Origin of the sequence: Aurantibacter sp., assembly GCF_039941195.1 — a bacterium.
Lineage (GTDB): Bacteria > Bacteroidota > Bacteroidia > Flavobacteriales > Flavobacteriaceae > Aurantibacter_A.
In genome coordinates this window covers 1-14756 of sequence record NZ_JBDVFA010000080.1, presented here as the reverse complement: position 1 = coordinate 14756, position 14756 = coordinate 1, and the positions used below count along the sequence as shown (strand labels likewise).

Annotated in this window: 8 protein-coding genes; 1 reads left to right on the top strand and 7 read right to left on the bottom strand. The window is 36.2% G+C overall.

The window, feature by feature from the left end; genetic code table 11:
- Positions 1-15: 15 nt before the first annotated feature.
- Together ABJF52_RS13155 and ABJF52_RS13150 are read right to left on the bottom strand one after the other, a co-directional pair.
- Positions 16-3345: a TonB-dependent receptor gene (locus ABJF52_RS13155; RefSeq protein WP_348151004.1), complete on the bottom strand. Its 3330-nt coding sequence runs from the start codon at positions 3343-3345 to the stop codon at positions 16-18.
- Between the two features lie 161 nt (positions 3346-3506).
- The gene (locus tag ABJF52_RS13150; RefSeq protein WP_348151002.1) at positions 3507-4643 is read right to left on the bottom strand and encodes a FecR domain-containing protein; all 1137 of its coding nucleotides are present in this window, start codon (positions 4641-4643) and stop codon (positions 3507-3509) included.
- Positions 4644-4806: 163 nt separating this feature from the next.
- On the opposite strand from ABJF52_RS13150, the gene ABJF52_RS13145 reads away from it, so the two are divergent.
- Positions 4807-5388 carry an RNA polymerase sigma-70 factor gene (locus tag ABJF52_RS13145; RefSeq protein ID WP_348150999.1) on the top strand — a complete coding sequence of 194 codons (582 nt, stop codon included), beginning with the start codon at positions 4807-4809 and terminating at the stop codon, positions 5386-5388.
- A 278-nt stretch (positions 5389-5666) separates the two neighbouring features.
- Here ABJF52_RS13145 and ABJF52_RS13140 read toward each other — a convergent pair whose 3' ends face one another.
- From ABJF52_RS13140 to ABJF52_RS13120, 5 genes are all read right to left on the bottom strand, one after another.
- Positions 5667-7313 carry a sulfatase-like hydrolase/transferase gene (locus ABJF52_RS13140; protein WP_348150996.1) on the bottom strand — a complete coding sequence of 549 codons (1647 nt, stop codon included), beginning with the start codon at positions 7311-7313 and terminating at the stop codon, positions 5667-5669.
- 337 nt (positions 7314-7650) lie between these two features.
- Entirely contained in the window at positions 7651-9564 is a 1914-nt protein-coding gene (locus ABJF52_RS13135; RefSeq protein ID WP_348150994.1) for a glycoside hydrolase family 28 protein, read from the bottom strand.
- A gap of 12 nt (positions 9565-9576) precedes the next feature.
- Positions 9577-11472 carry a hypothetical protein gene (locus ABJF52_RS13130; protein ID WP_348150993.1) on the bottom strand — a complete coding sequence of 632 codons (1896 nt, stop codon included), beginning with the start codon at positions 11470-11472 and terminating at the stop codon, positions 9577-9579.
- A complete protein-coding gene (locus ABJF52_RS13125) occupies positions 11472-13082 on the bottom strand; it encodes a sulfatase (protein WP_348150990.1) in 1611 nt (536 codons plus the stop codon). The genes ABJF52_RS13130 and ABJF52_RS13125 overlap by 1 nt, the downstream gene beginning before the upstream one ends.
- Before the next feature lie 119 nt (positions 13083-13201).
- A partial coding sequence (locus ABJF52_RS13120; protein WP_348150987.1) for a RagB/SusD family nutrient uptake outer membrane protein occupies positions 13202-14756 on the bottom strand: 1555 nt, incomplete at its 5' end.

Genomic DNA, 14756 nt, shown 5'->3' with positions numbered 1-14756 from the left:
TGATTATTGTTAATACTAGAATCCGATATTTAGACCTAAAGTGTATGATTTCACATTCGGATAACTTCCGAAATCAAGCCCTATATTACTACTAGAACTCCTATATCCAACTTCAGGATCAATACCTTTATAATCTGTTAAGGTTATTAAGTTCTGACCACTAATAAAAAGACGTGCTGACGACAAATGGATTTTAGTCAACAGTGTTTCGGGAAAGTTATATCCTAATGAAACATTCTTCAATCGAACGTAACTAGCATCATCTATCCATCGATCTGAGGTCACAAAACTTCTACTAATTCTTGCCTCTGGAATATCGGTATCGGTATTTGTTGGCGTCCAGCGATTTAAGGCATCTGTAGTTACATTGGTTCGACCGTTTAAAGTCCCCAATTCCATAAGTGTATAATTCATCATTTCACCACCTTGAGATCCTTGAATGAAAATATTAAGATTTAAATTCTTATAGCTAAAATCATTATTCCAACCCCAACTAAAATCAGGATGCGGATTACCAATAATTGCACGATCATCATCGGTTAATTCTCCATCACCATTCAAATCTTTAAACTTCTCGCCACCTATTTCTTCTCCTCCAATAAGAACTTCGTCAGCAGATTGAACAACGCCATCATATATAAACCCCCAAAACTGACCAACTGGCAAGCCTTCTCTTAATAATTGCGTATTACCACCACCTGGTAAAGGTGATGAAGAATAATAAACATCATTACCATCCGTGTCATTTTCAACAAGTTCAATTATTTCATTTTTATTAAATGAAATATTCGCATAGGTCTTCCATTTAAAATCGTTCTGTAGAATATTTGCATTCACAGCAAATTCAAATCCTTTATTCTCTACAGATCCTATATTTTGCAACTGCGATTGAAATCCGGTATAATTTGGAGTAGGCACATCAAATAAAAGATCATTTGTTCTCATATGATAATAGTCCGCAGTAAAACCAAATCTATTTCTTAAGATTTCGAGGTCTAAACCAATGTTGGTTTGTATCGTTGTCTCCCAGGTTAAATTGTTATTAGAAATTGTGGAAGGTCTTAATGCTGCAACAGTACTTCCTTGTACAGTTGTAAAAACATCGGTGAATGATGCAAGAGATTGATAAGGGCTAATTGCCTGATTACCCACTTCACCATAACTAGCACGAAGTTTCAACAAACTAATAGTACTGGAATCTAATAAAAAGTTTTCATCAGAAATTTTCCAACCAAAAGCGGCAGATGGAAAAAATCCATATTTACTATTCACTGCAAAAACTGACGCTCCTTCTCTACGGCCTGTAAACGTAAATAAATACTTATTATTAAGGGTGTAATTTATTCTTCCAAAAAACGCTTCAAATTCTGTTTCAGATAATGCTGAATCAATAAAAGAGGAACTTGTACCGCCTCCTAGATTCCAAAAAGAAAAGGAATCAGAAATAAAACCACTAGCAAAAGAATCCAGACCTTCTGACCTATCTTTCTGAAAAGAATAACCGGCCATTATAGATAAATCATGAGCCTCGCCAAAAGTTTTAGAATAGGTTAGATAATTCTCATTAATAAAACTTGTATTTCTACTAACATTTAAAGTTGCCTCTCCACCTGCACCAGCACCACGCTCTACAGTAGTTGGATAATACTGACCGGTTCTTGTACCAATTTTACTAAGTCCCAAAGTTGTTTTAAACGTTAGTCCATTAAAAATTCCGATTTCAGCATATAAATTCCCCTGAAATAAATCACTAATATTTTCATTTTCAAATTCCGTTGCTAGTGCATAAGGGTTATCGATAGGATAACCTACTGCGCTTAATGTATAGTCACCATCTTCATCTCTCAAACCTTGGGTTGGCGAAAATTTATACGCACCCGAAACAACTCCTGTTTGCGAAGCATCACCCCCTTCTTGGGTAATAACTCCATTTCGTTCTGTTGAACGCGCAAATATGCTTGCTCCGATTTTAACTGATTCGGAAACCTTTAAATCTATATTAGAAGTAATTGAGTACCTATTGTAGTCAGAATTTTCAATAACCCCTTCTTGATCATAAATAGCTCCAGACAAATAATAATTAATATTTTCAGTACCTCCTGAAACAGAAAGCTGATAATTTTGAACCCCACCAGGTCTATAAATTTCATCTTGCCAGTCTGTACCATTGCCAGTTAAGTCTGGAACAAAATCTGGATAAAGCTCTTGAATATAGCCTGTAAATTGGTCTGCGTTTAACAAGTCTAAACGATTTATTTCTTTTTGTAACGAATATGAAGATGTGAAATTAAATTTCGCTTTACCTTCAGTACCTCGTTTTGTACTTACAATAACAACACCATTTGCACCTCTTGCACCATATATAGCAGTTGAAGAAGCATCTTTTAAGATTTCAATGGACTTAATATCTTCAGATGGAGGCATTACGCCACCAATAAACCCGTCGACAACGATTAATGGGTCGTTTCCCGCATTAATTGAAGAATTACCTCGTATTTGAATACTGTAATCTGACCCAGGTGCTCCATTAGTAGATTGCACCAATACACCAGCAGCTCTACCCTGCAATGCTTGGGCCGCGTCCACCACTGGAAAAGCCACTAAATCTTCCGAGGCTATAGACGCAACAGAACCTGTTAAATCGCTTTTTTTAACACTACCGTATCCAACTACAACAACTTCTTCCAAACCAGCTGCGTCTTCTTTTAATCTTACAGAAACGTTGGTTTGCTGATTTACGGGCACTTCTTGTGTAGCAAAACCTAAATATGAAATAACAAGAACAGCATTACCATCGGTAAGATCTAAGTTAAAATTACCATCAAAATCTGCTGTTACTCCATTTACCGTCCCTTTTTCAACAATATTTGCACCAGGAAGTGGAGTCCCGTTTTCATCAGTAACCAAACCAGTAATTACGAAACTCTGTACTTTAGTAGTTACGACTTTTTTTGAGGTTACTTTTGGGATTACATTCTCTACGAGCACCTTATTTAAGATAATATGTGCGCCTCTAACTTTATATCTCGTATTCGTTTTATCAAACAAACTTTTTAAAACCTTCTCAATTTGTGCGTCATTTACATTAAGCGATATTTTACGTTCTAAATCGACGTGTTTGGTTTTATAAATAAATCGAAATTGGCTATTGGCTTCAATGTTATCTATTATATTACGAATGCTTGTATTCTCAACATTCACCGTCACTTTAGTCTTTTGAGCATAACCATTATTCGCATGCAACCCGAATAAGGTCGCAATCATAAACAGTGTTGTGAGCTTCATTTTTAAGTCAAATTTCAACAAAGGTTTAGCTAACCTCCATTCGTTCAATGGTATTTTCATATTTTTGATTGTATTTAATTGTGGTTTGCAAATAATTGCGATCACTCTTTATCGCCGGAGAATGCTCGAACATTTTCCGGTTTTTTTTATAAAATTAAGGTGTCGCCTACTTTTTTCAATTCTTCACTTCATACTGGTTTCTATTTTTAGTTCGACATTACTTATTTAATAAATACTTTATTATTTTTAATCTCATATTCGATTTTATGAGTGTCATTGAAAAAACTCAAAATCTCTTCAATTTTAACCTTGTTGAAACTTGCATTAAAAATCTCTTTACCCAATTCTGCGTTTTCGTTCTCAATTTCTATGTTATAATGGCGTTCCAATTTTGATAGTATTTGATTAAAACTTAAGTCTCTAAATACTAGATGACCTTGAATCCATGAAGTATAAAGAGCTGTCTTAACCGCGTCAATATTTATATTTTTAGAAACACGTGCATAAGAACCGCGTTGTCCAGGTGAGAGCTCCACAGGACTTCCACGTTCTAATTCATTGTTAGCATTAAGCTGCACTGCCCCTTCTACAAGTACTACTTCAATATTAGCATCCTCATTATAAGAAGAAACATTAAATTCAGTCCCTAAAACTTCAATATCTAAATTATCTACATTTACAATAAAAGGCCTTGAGTTATCTTTTGTAACATCAAAATAAGCCTCGCCTTTTAGAAAAACTTTTCGAGCCGACACTGGTGAAAAACTTATGGGGTATCTTAAAGAACTACCAGCATTCATAACCACTAAAGTTCCGTCGGACAATGCAATACGAAAGGTCTTGCCTTTTGGGATATTTAAGGTATTATAAACCACCTTTTGAAGCTTATTCGTTTTCGAATAATTTAATTGACTTTTTTCTTGATTACCAATAACATTGCCATCGTCGTCTTTTACGACTTTAGATTGCGCAACGTTTATTGTTTTAATGGTGCCATTCTCTAATTCTAAAGTTATCTGTTCCTCATTAGGCACAAGCGCCGCATTTGAATTTGTAGCGAAAAAATTCTGTTGGTATAAAAAACCAATCCCAATAAATAATACTGCAACTGCCGCATACTTAGCCCAATTTGGTAGTAACCTTCTAACTGGCTTATCTGTCAACTCTATTCTATTAATCGTTTTCTCGTAGGCATCCGAAACATTTTCTTTTAGTAAAGACATATTTAAATCGTGATAATCCTGTACGTAATTTTCAAGTTTTGCTTGATTTTTAGGATTATCCAACCATTCCCTAAGTGCTTTTAGCTCTTCATTGGTAATGGTACCCATTAGTAGTTTACTAATATATTTTTTCATCTATTGCAATTAAATTTCAGATATATACTTTACTTTCGAGACCGACTTAAAGACACATGACATAACCTATACTGAGATGTAATAAAAAACCCTTAAAAGAAATTAAATTAATTTCAATTTGTGCAATATTACAATCAAATCTCACCAACGAAGTGCTTAAGAAATGGATGATGTAAAAGCGGTTGAGGCTTTAAAAAAAGGAAATAAGCAAGCCTTTAAATTCTTATTTAATGCTTACTATAATCGCCTGGTGGCCTATATAGCATCCTATAACCACGATAAAATTCAATCAGAAGATATTGTCCAACAAACATTTATAAATCTCTGGGACAATCGCCATAAGCTAAACAGCAATAAATCGCCTAAAGGATATCTTTATGCTATCGCTTATAACTTATATATTGATACCATTGAGAATTCCAAAAAACAAGAAAAAATAATCAGTATAATTTGGGAACGTGCTTTGCGAGATAGAATTGAAGAAGACTCTGAAACTCAAGAAAAACGTATTCATAAAATGAAAGAGGTAATAAAAAACCTCCCCCCCAAGTGTAGAAAAATCATCCAAATGAATAAAGTTCAGGATATTAAATATAATGAAATTGCAACACAAATGGGCATCTCTGTTAAAACGGTTGAATCACAAATGCGGATTGCCTTCATCAAGATTCGAGAAGCTTTTGAAAATGATAATTTGGTTTTATTTTTTATTTTCAAAAAAGAGAACAGTACTAATGAGCTTTAAAAATACCAATTAACAGTCTTTTTCATGCATTGATATGGTATTTTTTCAAAATCAGTAAATTTTCATAATCACTTCCATTTGACATAAAAACATGCATAGCATGACCCATAATATTTTGTAATTATCGTAAATGGATCACCAAAAAAAATGGCATAACTTTTCAACTCACTCAATAAGCCATAATAATTATTGATTACTTTAAACGTAAAATATAAATAAACACATCTGATTCAACTAATTAAAATCATCTGCTAAGCTAAACACTTGATTAAAACGAATTACATTTTCATTTTAACCATGTCGCTTTGCTTCCACCCGAGTCGGATTGCAATTACCTCAATAGTTTTATTCTTTTTAATTTGAATTGGTTTATGATAAAGAGACCAATTGTCATCTCCTTGCCAAGAAAAGGCAATTGAAGCACCTTCGGTAGCACATGATATCTCTAACATCTTAGCATCATCAGTATGCAAAACTGGCTTATTTGTAATAGGTTGAATTCCATCTGGTTTCCAAAGTTTTTTTATTAGTTCCTTTTCAGATATCATCCCTAAATCTCCAAATTTTTCAACAAACTCATAATGCGCTTCTCTTAGTTCATTCAATTTAGTGAAATATTCAGGGTCACTTGCCAAATTATGAATCTGATCGGGGTCTAACTTGGTATCATATAATTCTTCTAAAGGTTTTTTATCTGCCGAAAACTGCCATTGGTTTTCAACTAATCTACCTTCATTCTTTAATTTCCATATTTCTTTCATCATTTGAGCATTATCTCTATAAGGTATATATCCCAAATAGGGTAAATCGGGCCTATAATTTCTTACATACTCAAACTGATTGTCCCTTACAGCTCTAATCGTTTCGGGTGCTGGATCCATGCGGTCCCTAAAGGCATATATAAACTTCCTAGGACGCTCCTTTTGTTTCCCAGCAAAAATCTGACCTTCCATATATTCCGGAGGCGACAAATTCGCAAAAGACAGGGTGGTAGGTGCAAAATCTACAAAGGAGACTAAATCATTGTTAATAGTTCCGGCATCTTTTCCATCGGGCCACCTGATAATCAATGGAACTTTTATTCCGGAATCATAGACCCAACGTTTTGCTCTAGGAAAACCATCTCCGTGGTCTGAAAAAAATACAATTATTGTCTTGTCTAAAAGTTTATCTTCTTTTAATTGTTCCATTATCCTGCCTACCCATTTATCCATTGAATGAATATTATCGTAATGCCGTACTAAATCAGCTCGAACAGTTGGCGTATCTTGATAATATGATGGTACTTTTATATTTTCTAATTTGGCAATTCTAGGTGAATATTGCTCAAAGATTTTACTTTCATGAGTTTCAGTATTATTAAAAACAGCAAAAAAAGGTGTTTTCTTTGAGGGTCTATTTCTCCAATGCGCATTCTTACTACTTTCGTCCCACGCCGTTATTGGCAATTTAAATTGATAATCGGTTTTTGAATTATTTGTACAGTAGTATCCCGCAGCCCTCATATATTCCGAAAAACATTTTACACCTGCAGGTGGTGTTGCTTCATAAACTGGAATGGATAATAATTCTGGATCAGTAATTTCAGCTAAAGAACTAGTCCTTTTCCATGTTCGCATTGCCATAGCTCCTGTAGAAGTTGGATACATCCCTGTTATTAAAGTATGCCTACTAGGGGCACAAACGCCGTAAGTAGCATATGCGTTGGTATAGCGTACTCCTTCCATTGCCAATTTATCAATATTTGGAGTAGGCACAGTAGTATCTCCATAGCAACCCAATCTAGGACTCATATCTTCAACACTTAACCACAAAATATTATACTGTTCTTGTGAATAGGAAGCACTACATAAAACAAACGCACACAAAAAGGCGAACGTGTATTTTAAAGTTTGATTTTGTGTTGTTTTTTCAAAGGAATTCATATCGGACTTTTTATACTAATTTATAATTTGAGTACAAGATAAGCTGCCATCGCTATTCATGTATTTAGTTTCATCAAAAAAGGTAAAACCTAATATTAGTTAATAGAAAACTAAAATATCACACTTAGTTTTAACATTGTGATGTGAAAAAGGGATACTAAAAGTATAGTATCCCCTTTAAACTCAACTCACTCAACTCAACTCACTCAACTCAATTATTCAATTATTCAATTATTCAATTCACTTAATTATTGTACTTTTTAGTAGTTAAAATTTTAATGTTAATTCTTGACGCTATATCTAAAGCAAAGTTATTTTTAATTAAAACCTTTTGCCATTAATCTGTAACTTTCGTCGGTACCAAAACAATTTTCGAAACAAAAACACTAGACCCATTAACAGGTAGCATTTCAATGATCACTTTCTTATCGCCTTTAAATATCTCTTCAACCGTAACGGCATTCCATCCCCAACTTTTATTTGTTATTTGTAGTGAATATGTATTATTCTTTATCTTGAACTGAAGTGTTTCAGGCGAACCATTCGAATAATTCAAAACCATTAATTTAAACGGAAAATTTACCGTTTTCTCAAGCGAAAATGATTGCTTGCCCTCTTTTAGTGGGTAAGAAGGCAACCCTAAAGATGTTGTTTGGTTAAAATCCTTGAAAGACTTACCTTTTATATCCTCGAATATCCTATCGGGTAGCCCGTCAACTTGTTTTGATGCCCGTTGGTCTTCAAACATTAAATCGGATTTGAGCGATACGTTTTTACAATTGCTATGCTCTATATGCGTAAGGTAGTTCGAAACTCCATAGTTGCTAGACTCAAAAATGGCGCCTTTTTCAATATTCCTTAGATATGCCAAAGGTGCTTTATTCTGAGTATCCGCACTAACTCCTTTGATTTTCATGTTCGTGATTCTATCAAGCACAATTGATGGCCTATTATCCCTTTGACTATGTTTTATATTGATATTGTCCAACTTTAAACCTTCGATATTTCGAAAATAAAAGGTAGAAGAGGGTAGGTTAGATCCATACATTTGACCCATAGGGTAATGAGACTCCTTGAAGGGTACTTCATTATAGGGTAGGGGAATGCCTTTGTAGGCTTGGTTGTCAACAATAGTAATATTGCTGAAACTGATATTTTTAATTTTTTTCTTGTGAAGTCCGGTAACATGACTCGACAACCCAGAATTGGTTACTATCACATTACTGATGTTTATGTTTTCCACACTTCCTGTTGACGCAGGAGGAAGCCCTTTTTTATAAGGTCTGGCCCTATCACCAAGACGAATAAAAAATGGCACACTAACACTGTCCATAACAATATTATTTATGGTCACGTTTCTCAAAGTACCCCCGTCTACCATCATCATGGCAATTGCTGTATGTTCTTTTACATTGGTAATTATACTATTTGAAAATGTGATGTTCTCAAATCCTCCTGTACTTTCCGTGCCCATTTTAAAGGCAGAGGCCTGTGAGGTAAGTTTGCAGTTGGTTACCATAATATTCTTGCATATTGCAGGGCCAGTGCTTTTCAGTACAATGGCATCATCTCCGGAAACAATATCGCAGTTCGATATGGCCACATCTTGGCAACCATCAATATCGATTCCATCCCTATTTTCTCTGTGCGAAGCGAAAATTTTTAAACCATCAACCACCACTTGTTTGCACCCTAGTAAATGAAGTGTCCAGTTGGCGGCTTCGACCAATCTGACATCCCTAATAGTTAGGTTTTTACAGTTGATAAAACGAACCAAGTAAGGTCTATGAATTTGCGGCCGTTTGATATTGAAAACTGGAATCAAGCCATTTCCATCAATAACCCCTTTACCTTCTATACTAATATTTTCGGCATTTTCGGCATAGATCACGCTTCTATTAACATAAAGGTCATTAGTGCGCGACGGAAAATCAGGAGTTATAACTTGGTAATCATTGCGGTCGGAGCTGCCCAAAATTTTAGCTCGCGCTTCAAGGTATAATCTAATATTGCTTTTTAAAACGATAGTACCGCTGCGATAGACTCCCGCGGGGAGGTAAACTGTTCCTCCACCATTTTCGCTACAGGCATCAATGGCCTTTTGGATAAAGGAGGACTCTAAAGCTTGCCCATCCCCGGTAGCACCATATTCCTTTACGTTATAGAAACTATCTTGCGCATATATATTGCAAATAATCGATAAGATAAGCAAGGTGAACGTAAGAAAGGTTCTGGTATTTTTAATACTCATATTATTCGGATTTTAATGATTGCTTGACGAGGTAGTGTTTATACTATTTTTTTCGGTGATAGTGGGCTTTGTTTGGTACCCGTTTAGAGGTCTGTACTGATTGTCCTGTATGGTCACATTCTTACTGCCTTCAATTTTGAAATGCTGTTGCTGTTTGGCGATCTTCGGATAGGTGTCAGTTTCAATAATAGTGTTGCCCGCAATTTCAAGTCCATCAACAAAACTGGCAGAAATAATGGCGTTATCGAAGGTCTTGAAAGTGTTGTTTCGAATAACGATGCCTTTCTCGAATGTCTTACAATCCGAGCTGGAATGAATCTCAGGATCGATAAGAATAACCGACTGCTTACCTCCTCCTCCAAAAACACAGTCTTCAAAGGTGTTATTTTCAATGAGCACATCTGTTACCGCACCGGATTCATTCCATAATTTAAGGTCGCTGGTTATACGAATGCCTGCTTTTTGGGTGGCTAGATGGTTGTTTCGAACCACTATTTTCTTAGGGGTTGAAAGTAAAAAACCCCTAGCCCTATTATTTTTAATGCTATTGTTCTCTAGTAAAACCGAGGGTGTCCATGTCAAGTTTTCAATACCATCGCCTATTTCTATCGTCTCTTTTATGTGCTCTTCAAAAGTAAGAATGACTACCCGTTCGTTTAGTCTATTCACATTTTTCAAGCTAAGTTTTTCTGTTTTGGGCTGTAACGTATGCTTCCCGACTATTCTGACAGTTTCTCCCTTTTTTCCAAATAAAAGATCATTTTGATGTGGATGATTAGTCTCAAAAGCGATTCTATGCTCATCCAAAACTTTCTTTACCCGCATATAAATGCCATGAACGTTTACGGCATCGTCCATCATATTTTCGAAAGTAGAATTGCGAATAACGATCTCGCCTTTACAGTGGACAAAATGCGTGGCATCCGCTGTTGAACTCACAAATCTTCCGCCTTCAGGTTTTAGTTTTACATTAAAGTTGTCCAGAGTTATATTTTCACTCCGTTCAGCAATTAGTCCCATTGCACCAGCGTGGTACAAGTCGATGTTTTGAAGTTGCAAATCCTTACTTTCCGTAACCCGAATACCCGGACACAACCGGTTGGCCAGATACTCACCTTTTGAATAAAAAATACTACTAATAGGCGGTAACTCCGGATACGGACTAAAAATTCGAATAACCCCTGGTTTGATTTCTTCGACGGATAAGAGCTTGTAAAGTAAACCGCTCATGGCTTCAGAATTAAAAATAGGAGCCATGGTTTTCGGGTCCCAAATAATATTTTGACCTATAAGGTTGCATACACTTTGGGCACGGCGAAATTTATGACCGAATTCTTTTTCGTATTCAGAATTCTCATATTCGATACAATGGTACAGGTGCCCGTCGGCAACTTTATACGGAGTTGAAATGGAAATATCGAATGAGTTCTTTTCCTCATTTCTTGCAACAACCTCCCCCTCAAGGGCAAAAGGCACTTTCCAATCAATGGAGAAATTTTTTAGGGACACTTGAGTACTGTTTTTTATCAAAAAAGGTACGATTCGACCATGAAAAATAAATTCAGAATCACCTCCGTCAATCTCTATTCCTGAAAAATCCAATAGCGGAAATGCCACCCTCCTTTTTCCATTGTCATTATTGGAAATGGTGCAATAAAAATCCCTAGCATACGTAGGATAAAAATGGTATACACCTTTTGGAAAAACTATACGTTCTACATTTTGATCCTTCGCCTTCTCCAATACTTCTGTTACGATAGGTGTTAAATCTTTCACATTGCTATCCATAAAATCCTCCATGTTCAATATAGTAATAGGGGATTGTTGCTCACAACCGAAAAAAGTGATCAAACTAAGAATTAGTATGGTCGGTTTGGTTAGGGGTAGGTGAATATTTATCCTTGCCATTAGTTGTCCTTTGGGTTCGGAAAATTTCTAATTTTGCTATATCTTATGTAGCTGTCAAAAATTTCAGTATCGGGTCCTACTACCCTAGGATCTTTAGTTGCAACCAATTTGTTCTTAAGCGCATTTTTGAGTTCCACCTCTGTATCCTGAAATTCTTTTTTTCCAACCAAATTGTCGAGGCATGCAGGGTCAGTATTGATATTAAAAAGTTCAAACTCGGGTCTTTTATCTACAGCAAGACTTAGATAGTTGCTTATTGAAGGATTATCGTGACCTTCAACCATATATGCTTTAGTAGGTATTTCGTCAATGTCGGTAAAGGCCCACTCTGAATGGTGGTTGCCTAAAGAATCTATACCTAAGTCGGGATACAACTGGTTTAGGGAATCATTTTTTATTCGTTGTGGCGCACCAGCCGGCCATCTATCAGGTTTCATATTCCAGATGAGTATGAAATCGTTACTGCGAATAGCTCTCTGAGGATAGCCCCAATTTTCATGCCTGGAAGACGAATGCCGCTCCCGTCCCGAAAAGGCGTATTTGTTTTCTTCGGAGACAAGCCCTTGCTCATCCGAGATGAGGGTAGGCAATATACTATTACCGCTTATTGGCTGCATACTTAAAGGTTTGGCATTTACAATATCTAAAATCGTTGGTGCTACATCTGAAAAATCAACAAGGTCATCAACCACTCTCCCTCCTGGAAATTTCTGTGGGTACCTAACAGCAAAAGGCACATGAATTCCATATTCATACGCATTTGCTTTCGCTCTAGGAAAGGGCATGCCATTATCGCTGGTTACGATTATTATGGTATTCTCGAGTTCTCCGATACTTTCAAGATAATCCAGCATTTTGGACAAATGATGATCGTACCATTCAATTTCTACCGAATAATCCAAAATATCGGCTCTTACAATTTCTGATTCTGGTAAGAATTTTGGTATGTTGGGCTCGTTTAAATTTTTGCCGTTTTCTTTCCAAGAACCTGCTTCATAGGGCAAGTGGGGTTCATATGCCCCAAACCAAAAGAAAAAAGGTTTTGTATCGCGTGCGTTGTTTAAAAAGTATTTAAAATTTTCAAAATAATTCTCTGGATGTAAACCTGTAGTTGATAAGTCGTTCCTTTCGTACACAATTTCTGAATAATCTGGTCCAGCCGCATCCTCCTTTCGCCATAACGAATCTGCCTCACTTTCGGCATACTTAAATGGTCCTACTCCCTTACCTGTTTTTCCTGTAGCATAGCCATTTTCCTTAAGAACGTCGACAAAGGGCACATATTTTTTCATCCACGAGGACGCATGCTGACCTGATTGTTCATTTTGCCACGGATAACGTCCTGTCACTATTGAACTACGAGAAGGAGCACAACCTGGCGAACTGGCCATAAAGTTCTTGAAGTACACTCCTTCCGTAGCCACCCTATCAAACCCTGGTGTTTTAATAAATTTTGCCCCTGCAAAACCAGTGTGTGCAAAAGATTGATCATCACTAATCACAAACAAAATATTGGGTTGTTTTGGCTCTTCTGGTTTAGTACATGCAAATAGTGTCATAAAAAATACTAAAGAAGAACAAATATGGAATCTTGAAAGGATATAACTCATGACTGAAAAAATTTAGGAATAAAATTTCTTACTAGTAGCTTCTACGAATAATAATAGTGAGGAAAGAAACTTCCAAATAAGCTCCTCTCCTAACATTTTTTACCGTTTTTTCTTAAATACTAATACCCATCGTTTTGTACGAAAACTCCAGGGTTTCCAACGGCATCCATATCTTGTTGTGGGATAGGTCTCACTATATGATAATTTTTAATTTGGGTTAAGCCACCAGTCGCGTAATCTGGATTTTTATCAGCAACCCTTGTTAACAACGTTCCCGTTCTTTTGAGTAAATACCACCTCCAAAGTTCTCCACCTGTTTCACGTGCATATTCATCAAGTATGAATTCCATGGTCATGTCACTCGCGGAAATATCCAATTCACTTTCAAATCCAGACATTTTTGCTCTTTCACGAATAGCTTGTATATAAGGTATAGCACTCCCGGATTGACCAAGTCTTATATTACATTCTGCTGCTATAAGATACATTTCAGCTAACCGTAGAAAAGGAAAGTCCTTGTTTCCGTTTCGGTCTCTGGCATCTTCACGTGAGGTATCCAAATGTTTTTTAAATGTATGAAACCCTTTTCGTCCATTTACTGTTGGTGCACCTATAGGCGTGTTAGATTCGTCTGTGGGATATGCGGTAACACCATCATTATATATGTGATTTATACCCGAAGCCACAACACCTCTTGCAGCAAATGTATCAAACTCATCACGGCTTAGATTTTGAAACGATTTATAAAGTACCGTATCTGTTGATTTAGTTGGAATAACTGGCACCCCTAATGGATCATCACCTGCCAATCGCAACCATGTATCTAAAAAACTACCTGTTAATCTCTTGTCATAATTTCCAAATGCTTCAAGGTAATAAAGTGTGGGCATAATATAAGATTGCTTTTTCCCGTACCATAAGGTATGCTGTTCTGAATTAGGCACATTTTGTTCGCCAGTTACAATATTTAAACGCATTTCGGTAACCCAAAAATAATGTAGGTCGTTACCTCTGTCAGCTGAAGGAAATGCTGTATCATTAAAAAGATTATCATCGGTAAATTGTGCTGCAAAAATTACTTCACTATTTTTCTGATTATCTACATGCCAAAGCATCTCATAATCACTCTCGAGTGAATAGCCATAATCGTTAACAACACTCAAAGCCAAATCACGCGCTTCAGACAAAATAGAGGATTTAGTCCATGAAGATTTTACCTCGGAAATCAGGCCATCTTCATACCCAGCCAAACCCATTAAAAATTTTGCTTTCATCGCTTTTGCCACTCCAACATTAAGCTTTCCATAGGTTACATCACTGGGGTCTGGAAGATTGGCTATTGCAGCATCAATGTTATTGAAAATATCAGCATAAAACACACTTGCATTTACTTGATTACCTTCTAAACTAACAACGCTTGTAGCAGTTTCTGCAAAATGTGCGCCACCACCACTGATATCCTTAGCTCCATAAGTTTCTATTAATAAATACCTCCAAAATGCAAGTAACGCTTTGGTTTCTCCTTCTAATATTAGCTGCTCCTCAGCCGGCATGTCAACACGATCCATAGATTCCAATGCGAATAGCGCACGATCTACTCCAACATTCAATGCTCTCCAAAAGAAATAATTTTCATCAGAAGACAACATTCTTCCATCATCATACAAAGCCATA

Bases quoted from the DNA above. Each gene is read 5' to 3' on its own strand.
- ABJF52_RS13155 (WP_348151004.1), bottom strand. From the start codon at position 3,345: ATGAAAATACCATTGAACGAATGGAGGTTAGCTAAACCTTTGTTGAAA.
- ABJF52_RS13150 (WP_348151002.1), bottom strand. From the start codon at position 4,643: ATGAAAAAATATATTAGTAAACTACTAATGGGTACCATTACCAATGAA.
- ABJF52_RS13145 (WP_348150999.1), top strand. From the start codon at position 4,807: ATGGATGATGTAAAAGCGGTTGAGGCTTTAAAAAAAGGAAATAAGCAA.
- ABJF52_RS13140 (WP_348150996.1), bottom strand. From the start codon at position 7,313: ATGAATTCCTTTGAAAAAACAACACAAAATCAAACTTTAAAATACACG.
- ABJF52_RS13135 (WP_348150994.1), bottom strand. From the start codon at position 9,564: ATGAGTATTAAAAATACCAGAACCTTTCTTACGTTCACCTTGCTTATC.
- ABJF52_RS13130 (WP_348150993.1), bottom strand. From the start codon at position 11,472: ATGGCAAGGATAAATATTCACCTACCCCTAACCAAACCGACCATACTA.
- ABJF52_RS13125 (WP_348150990.1), bottom strand. From the start codon at position 13,082: ATGAGTTATATCCTTTCAAGATTCCATATTTGTTCTTCTTTAGTATTT.